Consider the following 18,251-nt stretch of genomic DNA (forward strand, 5'->3'; position numbering starts at 1 on the left):
TTATCTATATAGTGTAAAGTGTCCCATTATTTTCTTCTCTTGACCAGATAGCTCTTTAAAGTAGATTGTATACCAATAATCTCCTGATGGTAGTGGTGTACCTTCGTAAGTACCATCCCATCCTTCTACAGTACCTTTAAAGTCTGCAATATTTCGTGCATATCTATCATAGATAAACACTTTGATGTCATGATAATCTTCTACTTCACGAGGATACCAGTAATCATTTATTCCATCTCCATCTGGAGTAAATAAGTTTGGAACAAAAATAGAAATATACTCTCCTCTAACAGTTAGTGTAACCTCACAACCTCTAGCATCTCTTACCGTGATGGTATAATCTTTTGTTTGTAAAACTAAGAACTCATTATCTGGACCAAAATCACCTCCATCTACACTGTATTCATATGGTTCTAAACCAAAGTCAGCATTTGCAATTAATGTATTCTTAACTGAATCATCAATTTCTAAGGTTAATGGTTGATAATCCACTATATCAATTGGACTACTAGTAGAACTTTGAGAACAAGAACTTATTGTGTGCGTCGCTGTAACATAATATCCAGATCCTGCTGGTACATCAATAAACTCTCCTGTAGTATTTGTAGCTACTTGTGTATTTACTCCGTCATATAATGTATACGACATGCTATTTCTGTAGGCTTCATCTACTATTGCTAAGACAATATTACCTGTTGGACAAGTATATTCAAAGTCTACTGTTAATTGTAAGTCTACCGGTTCTCCAGTAGTTACTCTTATTGGGTCAGCTACATTACAACCTGCTTCATCTCTAACTGTGATAAAGTACGATGTGCCCCCTTGTATGTTTTCAGCTGCACCTAATACAATTGTATTTGTTGTGTATGGAGTTCCAAGTGGAGTATTATTAATACTTACATAATAAGGTTGTGTACCACCTTGTACATCTAACTCGATTGTTGGCGTAGAATCATCAATACATACTTGTTCAGTTACACCATTTGGTCCTAGCTCTACTGTAAACTGTTCTGGTTGTGTTACTTCAACTCTTATAGGGTCTAAATAACAACCTACAACGTCTTTTACAGTAATCCAATAAACACCTGCGCTTAAATTTTCAAATACATTGTTTTTTACAAACTTAGTTTCAGGGAAGTCAGGACTACTTGGATCTGATGCGATATTAAACTCGTAATCATTATTACCTCCTTGTGGATTAACCGTAATTGTACCATCGTTACCTCCAAAACATGTAACTGGTGTTGGTGTTGCTTCAGCTTCTAACACATCTGGTTCAGATATTGTGTGTTCACCTGTTATAGCAAAACATTCAACGCCAAATCTATTCGTACTTCTTACGTTAATTTTATAAGTACCAACATCTAAACCACTAAAGATATTTGATGGTTGCCAGTTACCTAAAGGTGCATTGTTTCCATCTAATAATTGGTATTCATGGTTTGCGAAACCTCCTTCTACGTCAGCTGACAACACTGCATTGCTATCTCCATTACAGGTAATAAACGCTGAATCTATATTTAAAGTAGCGTTAAGATCTACGTAAGCTCCTACTGTTATTGTTGCAGGTTCAGAAACACATAACTCACTATCTCTAACATAGAATTGATGTACTCCAGCATCTACATTAAATACATTTGTGTTTCCGAAAGTAACTCCGTCCATACTATACATATAAGGACCTGTACCTCCTGCTCCTGTAACTTCTACTGTTGCTTGAGGAGTATTACATGTAATATCTACTGTAATTTCTGCTGAAGCAACTACTTCAATAGGATCAATGATATCTACTGGACCTAAAAGACCATCACAAGAATATCCATCTGCTACTTTTACTGAATATCCAACGCCTGCTGGTAAATTCGTAAAGATTGGTGATGACTGACTTGCACTCTCTGTTCCGTCTGGGTATACTAATGTATAACTGTATGTTAAATTAGGATCTTGTGTTTGACCTCCTGCTATATTAGTTACTTCAATAGTTGCTGTATATTCTCCTTCACAAAGGTTTGGAGTAACGTTTAAGTCTCCTGTAATCGTTGTTCCAGGTGTTAATGTAAAGGTTGTTGTCTCAGTACATCCATTAACATCTCTAACAGTTGCTGTATAATCTCCTGCGGTTAAACCAGTAATTATTGCATTGTTATCAAATGATTGAATTGTTGAACCTGAAGTGTTGTTTACCAATTCATACTGGTAAGCTCCCCAACCTCCGCTGGCACTTAACTTAACACCTCCTGAGTTTGGTGGTGTACACTTTAAGTATGTTAAATCACTTGCTAAGGTTAAATTGCTATCTGGTTGAGAAATTTCAAAATCAACTGACCTAGGTGTACAGAATGGAGAGTCTGTCATTCTAATTTGCACATAATACTCTCCTGGAGCTATACCTGAAATCGTAGTAGGCGATGGTGCTCCTGCCGCTACATTTCCTGAAACTACAGCTGTACTACCTCCTACAGGAATTACTTCGTAATCAAAAGCATCTGTATATGGTGTAGAAGGACTAAAATAGAAATCTACACTTCCTGTACCATTGAAACATGCTCTTTGAATATTTGTTAAGAACACATCATACGATGGTACCGGTCCTACTACATAGTATTCTGTTTCAATACAGTAGGTATTTAAGTTTTCTAACTCTATTCTATAGGTACCTGGTGCTAAGAATTGTGAAAAGTCACCATCCGTATTTGTTCTTGTTTCTATAGGTGAAGCTGTTGGTCCTGCTGCATTGTCATACAACCTAAACTCAAAATTAGCTAACGGATTTCCTGTACTTGTTGTATAAGTAGCAATAATATCTTCACCTTCATTACAATCAATTTTTCTTTGAGGATCAACTGTTAGACCAGTTATTTTCACAAACGGATTGATAGTTACATCTTCTGTAGCAAAACAACCTTCGTTTTCGTCATATACGTTAACCGTATATGTTCCTCCTGCTTCATCTGTAGAAGTATAAGTGAAATTATTTCCGTTGTATAAAACAGCTCCTGTAGCCGTATCTATAAACTCTACACGTACGTAATTTTCTGTACCTCCTGTAATAGCTGATTTATCTACCACTATAGTTGCACTGTTTGTTTCATTACCCACTGTACAATTAAACTGAGTAAATGTAACTGCATTGGAAATATCAATTGCCAAATTTTCATTAATTGTTACATCAGTTGAAGTAATACAATCGTTTGTTCCTTCAGCTGTAATTGTATATGTACCTGCTGGTAAACCAGAGAATACGTTGTTATTAAACGACCATCCAGTTGGCTGAGGATTAATTCTATATGTTAACGGTGAAATACCATTATCAGTTTCCGAAACTGTTATTTCTCCTGTTGAACTTCCAGAACAGATATTATCAACCGTAGCTTGTGCTCTAAACACAGGGTCTATTCTAGGGTTGATTATAATTTCTCTCGAAACCTCACATTCTGGTTTTGGCTGAGAATCCATATCACGTACCGTAACCGTATACGCTTGTGGTGTTGGGTTTCCATTAGGAATTGATATTGTAAAAGGATCGCTAGTTACTGATCCATTTACTAATGGACCACTCGAAGAACCTACTACTTCATACTCGTAATTACTTACTCCTGATGTCCAATTTACTAAATCAACTGTTACAACTCCGTTTGGTGTTGGTGAACAATCAATCTTCTTGGTTTCTACTAACGAGAAGTTAACATCTGGATTAATTGTTACGTCTATTGGAGCTGTCATTGCTGGACAACCTTTAGAGTCTACTACATTTACTGTGTACGTATCTGCTGGTAAGTTACTAAATGTATATGAACCAGCATTTAACGTTTGGGTAGCAGTATATCCTAATGTACCTGAAATACTATATACATAAGTATCTGTACCTCCTGCAGCATTAACAGTAATACTACCCCCAACAGATGTATTACATGCATTATCATTTTCTACTACTGAGAATGTTATTGGATCTGGATTTACAATAGTGACTGTATCTGACATAGTACAACCGTTACCATCTCTTACTCGAACTCTGTACTCACCTGATGCTAAGTTTGTAAATATATTATTACCTCCATTAGAAGCAAAATCATATCCTCCAATAATAGCACCTGTATTTGTATCTTCTAATTGATATATGTAATTACCCCAACCTCCACTAGGTGTTGCTGTTATTGTTGCATCCGAACCATTTGTACAGCTTACTACAGGATCTACATTAGCCCTAACCTCCAACAGAGTTGGCTCATAAATAGTAAATATTTCAGTAGTAGCCTTACAGTTAGGACTAGCAGTCATTGTAATTGTTATGTAATAATTACCTGCTGGTAAATTATGAACAGGTGTAGGCGCATTTACTCCTTGGTGTGGAATATTAAGACCTCCTGGATTAGAACTTAAATCTATAGACGCTCCTGTATTGGCATCAAATAATTCAAAGTCGTATTGATCTCCATAATCTCCTGTTGGTCTGAAATCTATAAGTACACTTCCATCGTTTGCATCTCTACATGATTCATTTTGAACATCAGATACTACAATATCATATACAGGTTCTGGTCCAACTTTATAGAAGGTTTCTACCACACAACCTGTTGTTGGGTGAGTAGCGGTAACTGTATAGTCTCCTGTATCTAAGCCTGTAAAGGTAACAGGACTTCCTGTTCCTGTTATTGCTTGATTATATCCTGGACCTACTACTCTATATTCAATTCCTACAACATTTGGATTCGCTTCTACAGTAATACTCTCTAAGGTAGTACAAGTAATAGCTCCTCCTACAACCTGATTTGCACTTACCCCTATCATTGCTTCAAAAGGAGGGATAACTACATCATCAACAGTAGCAAAACATCCTTTATCATCATATACTATAATATCTACAGTACCACCAGAAGTGTTTGTTGTTGTAAACTCAAAACTGCTTCCTATTTTTGATTCTTGTATTCCTGTATTAGGCGTATAGGTAAATGATACACTCGTATAGTTTCCTGAACCTCCTGAAATATCTCCTGCTCCATTTGGTACGGTAACCGTAGCTACATTTACAGTATTTGTACCTGCGTTACACTTAAATCCATCAACTGTTGGCGGTGTTAATATTATAGCTTCAAACTCTTTAATCTCTATAGAAGAAGTTGTTGTCTCGCATCCATTTCCTGAAGTACCTGTTACTAAATAAAAACCTGGGGCCAACCCTGTAAATACTGAGTCTCCTGCTGGTAATGTAGCATTATATGCTGGAGTTGATGTACTTGAGTCATGATTTATCTCATACGTTAATGGTAAAATTCCATTATCAACCGCAGTTAACCTAATGATTCCTGAGTTATCGCCAGCACACACACTATTTTCTACTTCATATGAGAAATCAGGATGAACAGCAGGTGCTACAGGGATTTGTTTTGTTTCCGAACATCCAGATGTTAGGTCATTTACCGTTACTGTATACGTTTCAGCTGTTGTTACCGTAACATTTTGAGATGTTTGTACTCCTGTTATTGTACCATTATTTGGTGTTGCCGTAGCGGCAGGTGTTACTGTATATGTAAAATCTCCTGAAGAACCTAAATCAGCTCCTGAAGTAATTTCTATACCTATAACGGCTTGTCCTGGTGCACAATTTAAATTTTGAACTGTTGTTAAATTAAAATCTAATACTGGATAAGTAGAAACAGCTGTTGGTCCTGTCAAAGTATCTTCACAACCATTAGCGTCTCTTACCACTATTGTATGATCTCCTGATGCTAAACCAGTAAACGTATGAGAACCTGAAGTTTGCGCTGTAAAAGCACCTCCATCAATACTATATTGATAAGGAGCTAAACCACCTGAACCTGTAACTGTAATAGATTTTAAAGGATCACAATTTGCTGTACTATCTAAAGTAAGTGTAGGCGGTTGACTTACTGTTAAAGTTTCTGTTAAAGTTAATGTACAACCATTTGTATCAACAACTTCAATAACTATGTCAACAGGTTGTGTAATATCTGATACATTTGTATGCTCTATCTCAAAAGTATTACTAGTTAATGTTATTGGTAACGTTAAGTTAGTGTTATCTGCTGTTATTACATTATAAGTATAACCAGGAAAACCTCCTGTTACATTTTCGATTCTTACTAAACCTTCAGTACTACAAGTAATGTCATTAACCTTAGTTAAATCACCTTGTATTGGTGTGCCTTGAACAACTTCAATATTAGGGCTGGCAAAAGTACATGTACCATTATTTAATATTAAATAATATGTACCTGATGCTAAAGTACCGTTCGATGTAGGTAAAATAGGGTTCAAGTCACTCTGAGTTCCTGTTTCAATTGATGTTGTAACTCCTGTATTTACATCTATTGAGAAAAGCTCCCAGTCTATCGGAGGTGTACCTCCATTCAATAAATTTGCTTTAGAATCATCTATATCAAACTGTATAGCTCCACCAAGCCCCGAATCACAAGTTTGATTTAACACTGTTGGTGTTATTTCTACATCAATATTTACTACATAAGTATCATCTAATCGTGTACAATTATCATCCCCTAAATCTCTTACAAAAAAGTAATACGTTCGTCCTGGAATTAAACCAGTAAATGTATAGTTTCGACTAGGTGTACCTCCTACTGGTTCCCATCCTGTTGGTCCAGGAGGAACTGGTATTGTATTATATGTATACTCAAATGGTCCTACCCCTGTTGAAGAGTCAACCTCAACTAAGGCAGTTGCTCCTGTTGTACAATCAGCTGAGTCTGTAGTTACATTTACAACTAAAGGGCTTACTTCAAAAGGCATTGTATAAGAACCCAAATCTGTTAAACAGTATACTGTTATAGTTGTATCTGTTGTTGGTGAAGGTGCTGAATCGTCAACAATCCTTATTACTGGATAAGACGTTGTCCCTAAGTTAAAGTCATTATTTCCTGCTGTCCCTCTAAATATTGGACTATCTTGCCATGTAACTCCATTATCAACACTAAATTGTAATTTTTGTCCTGCTGCTACTGAAGGATACCCTGTAAAATCGTAACCAAACAAATGTTCATTTCCAACAAACTCAGTACCACAAGCTGGCTTTTCATGTACTATTGTTGCTATTAATGCAGGAGGATCTACTAAAGTTATTGTTTCAGTGTCAGTACAATTTAAAGCATCAGTAATTGTAATTTCATAGGCATCAGCTACTAAACTATTAAAACTAAAGTTAGTTCCTGTAAAATTATCTATTCTACCTACTTCAGTACTTGAACTATTAGTAATTACTATTGTATAAGGTGCTTGTCCTGTATTAGCCACTATTTGTCCATCAACACTACCTGTATCTCCATTACAAGTTGGTTGATTATCTACAACTGTTATATCTACTGGTGTTGTTGTTCCTATTACCACGTTTTCAACAATATAAGAACAGCTAGAACCATCTCGCACATATACATCATAAGTACCTGGAGCTAACCCTGTAATAGGGTTTGTTCCACTATAATCTCCTGCTGCTGGTGCTGGTGATCCGTTTGCAATAACAGCAAATTCATGCGCCCCATCACCTCCTGTTGCAGTTACTGAAATTTCTCCTGTAGGGTTTGTTGGTGGTGTACAACTAGCATTGGTAGGTGTTGCTGTTGCGTAAAGTAGATTGTTGATTACAACCGTTGCATCTTCAGAACATCCTTTTCCATCTTTCACTGTAACAGTATAACTTTCTGAAGATAAACCTGAAATTGTAAACGGATCTGAAGTTATAGGAATAAAGTTGCTACTTCCATTTAAACTATACGAATAGTCACCATTACCGGTAATATTACTGATTTCTATCTGTCCGTTAGTTCCATCAAAACATAATGCTGCTGCATCAAAAGCTACGGATTCTGCTGGTGCTACAGTAACTGTGTTAGATATAGTACAACCATTAGTTTGGTCTGTAGCTACTACAACATAATCACCTAGTGCAACATCTGTAAATTCTGTAGTTGTGGTAGTTCCCGTTGGTGTCATTGGCGCTATAAATAACTCATAACTATATGTTACACCTCCATAACCTCCTGTTACATTAGGTGTAATGGTAGCTCCTGTAGGTGTACTACAAGTAACTTCTTTTGTTATTGGCAATGTTAATACCATTGGTTCTGGGTCTACCAACGTTTCTTGTAAAGTAACTACACAGGCTGCTGGTGACGCATTGTTAGGGCGAACTTCAATCGTATTTAATCCTACAGGTAAACCTGTAATGGTATGTGGGTTCGCTACTCCATTAGTCCAAGTAGTTCCACCATCTGTAGAGTAATCAAACGTAGCTGTTGGCGTACCTGCTGGGAAATAAGCTTCAATAGTAATGGTACCATCGTTACTTCCTATACATGTTTTTGAACTATCTGTAATAGTTGCCGTAAACTCTTGGTTTGGCGCAACAATTATTTGGTCTGTTTCTACAGTACAGTTACTTCCTATAGCTACAGAAACTATATGAGATCCTTCTGGAATATTTGTAAATACACCATCGTTATTTGATATTGCACCTAAAGTGTAGGTATAACTACCTGCTGGGTTTGGTGTTACTGTAAAATTACCTGTTCCATCACAATTATATGTTACTGGAGAAACTGTAAGTGTTACCTCTGGTAAAGGAGCAATCGTTACATTATTTAATAACAACTCACAACCTTTCGCATCTAGTACTTTTGTATTATACTCACCTGCGTCTAAATTAGTTACTGTAGTACTACCTGCTTGTGTATAATCGGTATCTGTTGTTAATTTATAGAAATACAAATAATCTGTTGTACCTCCTGTTGGTACTTGAAACGTAATTGTTCCTAAAATTGTTCCTGAAGGACTACACATTAAATCAGTTGCTGTTGTAGGTCCTCCGCTAACTAATGCATCTGGAGCTTGTATTGTTCTTGTTTCTAATGCAGTTGGACAATTATTACCATCTATAACTTGAATTTCATAACTTCCTGCTGTTAGACCAGAAAAAGAATAATTTAATCCACTTCCTGTTTGAGCTGGCACAGATGTAGGACCACTAGTTACAGTTACTGTATACGGTGCTGTACCATTTTCAACTACGACATTAATTGTTCCTGTTCCTCCATTACAATCAGGTCGTACAAGTGTTGTTGTATGTGTAGGATTCACTATTTGATTTACTGTTACTGTGTCTGTAAACTCACAGTAATTAGCTCCTCCATCTTTATCTCTTACATATACTGTATAGGTTCCTGCTGGTACATCGATTAGACTTGATGTATATGTATTCTGACTCCCTCCTGCATCTTCAACAACAAATTGATAATTTCCATCTCCTCCGTTTGGAGTTATCTGTATTTGACCTGGATCACAAGTTGCACTCACTGGTACTATCGTTGCTGTAACTTGTGGAAGAATTGTTGCAGATTCTGTTACTTGACAACCTTTTCCATCTCTTACAATAACATTGTATGTCCCATCTGTTAAATTGTTAAACACATTAGAGTTTTGCCAACCAGTTACTCCATCAATCATATATGAATACCCCCCATTTCCTGTACCTATATTTACAGTTAATGTTCCGTTACTTCCATCAAAACATTGTACTGGTGTAACGGTAAAGTCTAAATCTTCTTTTGAATTAACTGTAATAGGAAAAGGTGCAGATGTACAACCATCTTTGTCTGTTGCAACCACGTTATAAGAACCTTCTGGAACATTTGTGAATGCAACAGGATTTCCTGAGCTGTCTAATAATTCATGTGTATACGGTGCTCCATTTCCTCCATCTGTATCAGTAACTGTAATAGTAGCTCCTGTATTTGGTACACAAGTTATTTCTTTTGTTACCTGAGCAGCTACTGTAACTACATCTGGTTGAGTTAAAACTACATTATCAGGTATATCTACTTGACAATCTCCTATAGAGTTTACATTTGAGCGTACACTGATAGAGTATGTTCCATTTGTTAAACCTATTATTGTATGAGGACTTGTTGTTAATGCTGTACTCCATGTTCCTCCATTTAACGAATATTGGTAAGAAGTTCCGTAATTTTCTGCACTAATAGTGATTGTTCCATCACTTCCACCGTTACATGTTATATTTTCCCAAGAATCTACCTTTGCAGTAAACTCCTGCCCCTGCTCTATTTCAAACTCTACTAACGTACTACAGTCTTGTCCTTTATAGTATACCAAGATCTCATGAGGACCTGGTGTTAAGTTTGGAAAATTATTAATATTAGTCGTTGATCCTCCATCTAGAGAATAATCAAAATTATTTTTTATTTCTGAAGGTGGCCCTAATACTACATTTCCTGTACCGTCACAATTATAAGTTATATTAGGTACTAATTGTGGTGCTTGAGGAGAGTCTTCAATTATAATGTCTCCTGGTATTTCGTATACACAACCATTTTCATCTCGTATATAAAAACGGTAAGTTCCTGGAAGTAAACTATTAAATACTGCTTCAGCTGATCCATTATCATCAAAAGAATAATAATCAATATTTGTTACATTTCCACTACCATCTACAGTACCTACACCATACTCGTATGCTCCAGTACCTCCTTGCTCATTAAAAAATCTTACTTTACCTCCTGCTCCACAGTTGTAGTCTCTTTCTTTTATTACTTCTGCACTAAGTGCTTCTGGTTCTGTAATTGTAGTACTTACTTGGTAAGTACATTGGTACGTATTTTTTGATGCTCTTATATCAATAGTATAGGCACCAGCTGATAAACCTGAGAATACACCTGTATTATTCGTTGTAGAAAAACCATCTCTACTATACTCTAAAGTATACCCTGTAGCATCTCCTCCTGTTAAGTTTACTTCAATTGTACCATCATTATCTCCATTACACACAATATGTGTTGGTGTTGCAGTAAACTGTAATGCTGGCTCTACTATAACAGTAGCCTCTGCTGTTGCGCTACAATTGTTATCATCTCTTACTTCAAACACATATGTACCTTCACTTCCCATTGGAACTTCGTAGGTTGTGTCAGTAAAAAACACTTTATCAGCATCTGCTACTGGAGTTCCATTTACAGAAATTACAGCATATTCGTATGGTGAAGTTCCCTCACTTGGCGTTAATGTTATAATTCCTGGAGAACTTCCATTTTCACAAGTAATGTTTTTGGTAGTAATTGCTGACAGTGTAATTGGCTCAGGTAGTGTTATTACTCTTGTTTCATTATCCGAACAGCCACCTTCTGTAGTTACAAAAATCTGATACGTACCACTCTCTGTTATAGTATATCTTTGGTCATTACTATCAATAAAACCATTAGAGCCCGCCATGTATACATTATCCTTTCTTATTTCATAAGAATATTTACCTGGCACATTTCCTATTTGTACTGTAAGCTCTGATTCACCTCCACAGGTATCTATATTTGTTAGTACATTTAAATCAATATCTAAGCTTTGTATATTTACACTATCTGTAACATAATTACAAGATCCGTTAGAACCAACTTGACGAATTGTTACCGTATAATCTCCTGGGTTAGTTATAGAAAAAGTATTACTTGTTTGAAAACCAGTCGTTGTACCATTGCCAGATAAACTATACTCATATCCATCAGGTACTCCATTAACTACAATACTTCCATCTGTACCACATAAAATATCTGTTGGTACTACAGTAGGAGTTAATGAGTTTCTGAAGACATTAAAATAATATGTTTGCGGGCATGTACCATCGTATAAAACTTCTAATTTATAAGCTCCTGTTTCGCCGAAAGATTGAGTTAAATCTGTACCTAACGATCCCCAAGAGCAACCAGTAGATGTAGGTGCACAATCTTCTGTTTCAAAGTTATAACCACAACCTCCATCTCCATTTAATTTAAACCATTCTACAGTTGTATTTGAACCTGCAAAAGGTAAAGTAATGTCTCTAGTTTCTGTTGTGTTTCCACATAGGTAAATTTCAGCTAACTCTGTAGTATTACTAGTACAAGAAGTATTGAATCTATCTGCAAAAGGTGGTGCTAATGGATTAGATACATTTGCAAAACTTATTACTTCAATAATTTCTGGTTTTGTAATACAACCTAATGTTGTGGTTTTTGTAACGGTATATACTCCAGCACTGGTAACAGTAATACTCTGTGTGTTACCAAGAGGATTTCCGTTTTCATCTACCCAACTATACGTATCAAAACCATCACCTGCAGTTAACTCAATACTTCCACCACAAAGTACTTCTTCTCTTCTGAAATCACAATCATCTAAGTTAACTAAGAAATTTGAAGAACCTACAATTCCAAAATCACAACTATCGAAACCAGAATAACTAGGCTCGTTATCTACTACAACTCCTCCTTTAACTCCTTCATATCTTGCAAAAGCTTGGTTTTCTACTACATTTGAACATACATCTCGTAACTCATTACAGTCGGAAACTACTTGTACATGTAAACGAATATTGTACTCTGCTCCATTCTCTAGTACCATACTATCTGGTACACCAAACTCTACCTGCGCTCTAAAACCATTAGCTGCAGAAGGTGCTTCATAACCTACTATTGTTACTCCTGCTGGTAAATCGATATCAAAACGTATACCATTATATACAGTTCCTCCTGTAGAAGTTTCTAATAAATCAACATTCTTGGGTAGTCTATCAGTAATTACAGTATTTTTAGCATCATCAGTCCCTACGTTTTGAAAACTTATATTGTAAAACAATTCACTTCCTAAGCCTACGGGTGTTCCCTGAATATCATTTCCTGCGGCATCTAAAACAGATTTCACCATTTGCAACTCTGGCTCAATAATTTCTACTGATAAAGCATTTAAAAACGGCCAATAAGTATCTTGATTTGAAGTGAATCTTACATGTGCTGATGTTTGATTATTTGTTATAACACTATTATTAGGGTTACTTAATTGATATAAATCAACATCAAAACCTAACGTATTTTCACTATTTGGAGTACGTGTTGTTACATATGCATCATATCTACTTATAGAACCATTAAAAAAATTGTATCTCCAATCCCAAGCACCATTATCCCAAGCTCTAGGATTTACATTTGGAGTATATTGATCTATATAATTTCCTGTTCCATCCTCTCTATCATTAATTTGAAAACTATCCCAGTTTATACTTCTATCTCCTTCCAAAGCTGCTGCCAACAACTTTGCTCTTACTGGGGCAGGATTTGTTGGATTAGGACCAACTGGAACCGTTATAAAACCTGAATAAGATAAATCTACATTATTACCTCTACGTACATCTGCAAAACCATCAAAAACAGCTATATTCTTACTTGACTCTGTTTGGTTTTCATAAATTACTACCATCGTCCAACCTCCAGCACCTCCTAGTCCTCCTGGGTCATTACCTCTTGTTGCTCGAATATTTGCTGCTACATAGGTACCATTATGTCCTTCTGGATCCACACTTGCTAATCCTTGAATATCTGCTGTTATGTCTTTATAACAAATATAAGCTACTCCATTATCATAAATCAACTCTCTTTTTGTAACGTCACTTGCATCGGCTTCAATATCTTGATAAGCACCTCCGGGTAACTTAAACTTTATTTTATTAAAGTCATTAGATCGTGCACTACCTCCCCAAGTATCATACGGGTATACTCCAGCCCAATATAATCCAGCATATACAACACGAGAACATGTTGGTAAATTTAATACATCAGAACTTGATGAGAATGTTGAAGCATCATTATCAATATCAATATATTGCATGTTAACACTACCATTCGAACTAGAACCATCATAAGCATCTTCAGGATCATACCCCGATTGGTCAATACTTAAAACGTTATTAGCAATAAACGTTATATCTCCTTTAATATTAATACCTCCAGAAGTTCCATCGGGTTTAACGGTTCTCTGATCAAAGTAAGGTGTTGAAGGGGGTTTTAGCGCCTTCTCTTGAGAAAGTTTTTCTATTAATTTTTCATACCCTACAGTTTCATCTAAAACTACTTGTGATGGTTTTGATGATGGCTCTGGTTTTTCCTGCGAAAAACTAAAAAAGGTTTGTAATACAAGTAATAGTAAAGTAATTATTCTTTTCATAATTTCAATTGGGGGAATTAATTAATCAAGTTCTTCTGTTATATATTTTATTTAATCTGTACGATTGCTTTGCGATCGTAAAAGGCTCCATTTAAATTTGTATTATACATCTTTATTGCTTCTTCTCTATCTGTTGTTTTAAAAATGTAAACATGCATGAACCCTGTTTTGGGATCCACAAAATAATCTGCATCTATATCATCATCTCGTAATTCATCAACATTTCGATCAGCTAATGCTTTTTGTGAGTTAACATATACTCTTAAATAATATCCTGGGGTTACTCCTTCAGCATCCATAGGGTAAACTCTAGCAGGTGGTTGTGTTTTAGGCTCTTCATAACTACTTATTGCTCCTCCTAAAGTAATTTTAACCACATATACTGGGTCTTTCGTAGTTTTTTTAACCTTTATTGTTGAATTGTCTTTTTTCTCATCATTTTTTTCAAACAAACGAGTTTTATCGTTAAAGTCATCTACCTTTTCTTCAGCATCGTTCTCTTTTGCAAACCTATCAAGGTATACATAATATAGTTTTTTCTTAGGTTCGAATACGTATTTTGCTTCAATATCTAATCGAGACCATTTATCTATTAATGCTTCTGCATTTTCTTTACTTCTAAACTGATCAGAAACTACATAATACATAGTACCGCCACCGCCTGAACGTGTTATTGTACTCTTACGCCATGGTTTATTTGACCTTCTTTTTAATGAAGTATCTTTTGACTGAACCGTATCTCTTATTATTACTGTATTTGTAGTTGTTTTCGGCGCTGGTTGATTTTTTAATAATCGTAACACTTCATCAACCTTTTTATTTAAGATATCAATAGAGTCTTGCGCTTGTTGAATTTCATCAGATAAATCGTTGTGTTCTGGATTTTTATATTCAATTTCTTTCTTTGGAGCTCGTTCTGGAAGACTAACTTTTACGTTACCTGTTCTTCTTTTAGGACGCTCTCTTGTGAATGATCTCTTACCAAAATTATAAATCAATCCTATTTCATTAGTTGCTGCAAAACTGCTCTTTTCGTAAGTAAAGCCAATTGCTAACTTATCTGATAAGTTAACTCCTACACCTGCTGAAATACCATAAGTTTTATCATAACCTGCTTTTACCCAACCTGCTTTAGGCAAATCTACAATGGCATTTGCTCCATAACCAATTTCTCCATCCCCTGGTTTTCTTGCCATTGCTAACATTCGTATATCAGCTCCTTCAAAAAGTCCTTTTGCATAGGTAAATTCGTGTGAATACATTAAATGACCTGAAAATGTTTTTTCTCCGAAAGAAGTAGCCATCTCACTCTTTTTCAGGTTAAAATCTACTAAATTTTCTAAGAACACCCCCACATCAAACTTCCCTATAGATAATGTTATAGCTGGCTGAAAATTTACAATAGGAAGATCTTGGTAATTTGAAATTTGAGGATCTGGTTCTGTTGAATTTACTTTTAATCCATCTGCACTTCTTCGACTATATAAAAAGTTAAATCCAAAGGTCAAGTCCATTGTTTCATTTAACTGCAAACGGTGCGCATAGTTAGCTAAGGCACCGAAATCTTTAAAAACTCCAACTTCTTGTTGATAAATTGCTAAACCAGCCCCTACATTTTCCCGCATTTTCCCTGAATATGTAGCCAAATATAATCTGGGGTTATCTTCAAACTCAACATTACTATTCCTAACTATAGCAGAAAGTGAAGTTTTATTCTCTCTTAAGGCAGAAAAAGTAGGTACGGTTAAAAAACGATTAAACTTCATGAAGTTACGCGAACTAAAGCTATTATACTGTTGTTCACCACCAGAAAATTGCGCTTGTACCACAAACACATTTAATACTATAATAATAAGTAAAGTAATTTTTCTAATCATCTAAAATTTAATCTATTACGGATATCGTTCCTGCTTTAATTAGCCTACCTTCTCTAATAATCTTATAATAAAATATTTTTTGATTGCCTAAACTTTCTATAGGCCAATCATTTTTGTAATCGGTTGTTTTTAAAATTTCTCTTCCACCTGAATTATATAATATTACCTCCACACTTGGTTGGTATGCATATGAATTTGACAACTTCCAAGTATCGTTAATTCCATCTTGGTTGGGTGACACAATATTAGGTACTATGATTTGTCCATCAGGCTCTACTACTTCTATTGTTTTGTATAACGTACAGCTACCTACTTTTACTTGCACAGTATAAAAACCTAATTCAGTTACCTCTAACTGCTCTGTTGTTGACAACAATGTTCCTGATACATCTTCTCCTTGATACCATTCATAAGTTTCTCCTCCTGCTGCCACAACTGTAGCAGAACCTCCTTCTTCCATTACAACAATTTCAGACGGTGTAACAGTTATTGCCGAATCATCAAAAGGTACTACTGTAATAGGGGCTAACTCTTTATCATTACACCCAAAACCTGAATATCGCAACACATAATTTCCTACTTCAATCACCACCAATGTTTGAGGGTCTGTAGGCGTTACATCTTCATCACCATCTTTTATCCATTGATAAGTATAACTCGTATTGAAGTTATCTATTGTGTAAATAATAGAAGAACCTGCACATAAAGAATTTGAAGTTGATGTAGAAGACACCTGAGGAACCTCTACTAGCTTTACATCAATAGCATTAGAATCACCAGTCTTTCCAGTATTTGTACTTACTGTTAATGTATATGAGCCATTATCAGCATATGAATTGACAGTATACTCATCACTTGTTGCTCCAATAGAAACTCCATCTTTTTTCCAGTCAAAGTTCAACATTGCTATTTGGTCGGAGGTTAAATCATATTCGTTTCCATCTTCTGCTATCGCTTTTACACCTACCATACTTAACTTTGTAGTAGCTGAATTACACTCTTCGTAATCAGTAGCAGTTCTAATTACTACATTAAATGAATCTACAGCTAATAGCACGAACTCTTCTGAATCAACTACAGCATCACAAGCAGAACCTGTACTTTTTGTAACTCTTGCAAAGTAAGCCCCTGCTGTTGTTGCACTAATACATAATTGATTTCGCACAGCTGTTCCCATTGTCCCCCCGTTTCTAAACCAATCAACAGTTACATCTTCAACAGGTGTAGCATCATGACTTATACACAGCTGTTTTGTTTCTCCAAATAATATAATTCTTTTCAGAGCACCTTCATTGGTTACCGTATATCCTGCATCTGTTTGTTGTTGTAGTAATACATCATTTGAAACTGTTGTACATGTTCCTGCTTCTATCTCTAAACGATATGTCCCAAATTGCCCTACAGTTGGTGTGGTATATGTTGGGTTGTTTGAAGATTGTTTTAATTCACCATCTAAATACCAATTATACGTATAAGATGTATTTGTTACATTCGCTTCAAATGTATGAGATTGGTCTCCACAAATTTCAATAGTTGATGCCCCTTTAATTTGCGTATCTGCCCCGCTAAGACCATCAACGGTTAAAAACCTTGACTTTGGACCTCCACACAAACCATAATCAATCACAACATAATACACCCCAGTTTCTGTTATTGTATATTTAGGCTCTTGAGTAGTTGCTACCAACTCATCTGTGCCATCAACTCTTCTATACCATAAATACTCTCTATTTACATCAGTATCTAAAAAAACTTCTCTTGATTCACCATTACATAATGTAAAAGCATTACCATCATTTATAGATAATTCTCCTTCTGCGAACATATCATAATACGCTTCAAACGAAGCTGTTTGCACTGTCTGAACAGGTAGCTGACTTGTAGTTACTCGTATTACGTAGTTCTTACCATAAGTCCCTTCTTGTAACTGAAAACTGATATTATCCATACCTTGACCTTTGTTATAGTCGTTTGCGGCCGTACTGATAAGTGTTCTTAACGTTTTTACTTTAGCAGGATCTGAAAAAGATCCATTTTCATCGGAAAGTTCTATTGTAAAAGTATTAGCATCTTCAAAAATACCAGTAAAACTTATATCTAAAGAATAGTCTGTCCCTCCTACTTGATCACAAAGAGCTCTATTACTCACACCTACTAAATCGTTAACAACGACACTTTCAAGCACTTGAGCGCTTGAATTTATACACAGTAGAAATGATGCTAAAAGTAATAATATGCTTTTAGTGTAGTTTTTCATCTAAGGGATCCTTTAAGGGGTGTCAAATTTATAGTTTTTCTTAACAAAAACGGTACTAAAATTAACAAAATTTAACGCCGAAATATATAAAATCTATTTTTAACAGGCAA

Annotated in this window: 3 protein-coding genes; all 3 read right to left on the reverse strand. The window is 35.6% G+C overall.

Going from position 1 to position 18,251, the window contains the following annotated elements:
• From ACQYZ7_RS13770 to ACQYZ7_RS13780, 3 genes are read right to left on the reverse strand one after another with little or no spacing between them, the layout of a single operon-like run.
• Nucleotides 1–14,007 carry a T9SS type B sorting domain-containing protein gene (locus ACQYZ7_RS13770; RefSeq protein WP_430730301.1) on the reverse strand — a complete coding sequence of 4,669 codons (14,007 nt, stop codon included), beginning with the start codon at nucleotides 14,005–14,007 and terminating at the stop codon, nucleotides 1–3.
• A 47-nt stretch (nucleotides 14,008–14,054) separates the two neighbouring features.
• Nucleotides 14,055–15,884, reverse strand: coding sequence for a PorP/SprF family type IX secretion system membrane protein (locus ACQYZ7_RS13775; RefSeq protein WP_430730302.1), 1,830 nt, complete (start codon nucleotides 15,882–15,884; stop codon nucleotides 14,055–14,057).
• Nucleotides 15,885–15,891: 7 nt separating this feature from the next.
• Nucleotides 15,892–18,141, reverse strand: coding sequence for a gliding motility-associated C-terminal domain-containing protein (locus tag ACQYZ7_RS13780; RefSeq protein WP_430730303.1), 2,250 nt, complete (start codon nucleotides 18,139–18,141; stop codon nucleotides 15,892–15,894).
• Nucleotides 18,142–18,251: the final 110 nt, after the last annotated feature.

This window comes from Tenacibaculum sp. SDUM215027 (assembly GCF_050566205.1).
Taxonomy (GTDB): Bacteria; Bacteroidota; Bacteroidia; order Flavobacteriales; family Flavobacteriaceae; genus Polaribacter.

What these genes read in the sequence shown, in the direction of transcription:
- ACQYZ7_RS13770 (WP_430730301.1), bottom strand. Translation starts at nt 14,007, where the DNA reads ATGAAAAGAATAATTACTTTACTATTACTTGTATTACAAACCTTTTTT.
- ACQYZ7_RS13780 (WP_430730303.1), bottom strand. Translation starts at nt 18,141, where the DNA reads ATGAAAAACTACACTAAAAGCATATTATTACTTTTAGCATCATTTCTA.
- ACQYZ7_RS13775 (WP_430730302.1), bottom strand. Translation starts at nt 15,884, where the DNA reads ATGATTAGAAAAATTACTTTACTTATTATTATAGTATTAAATGTGTTT.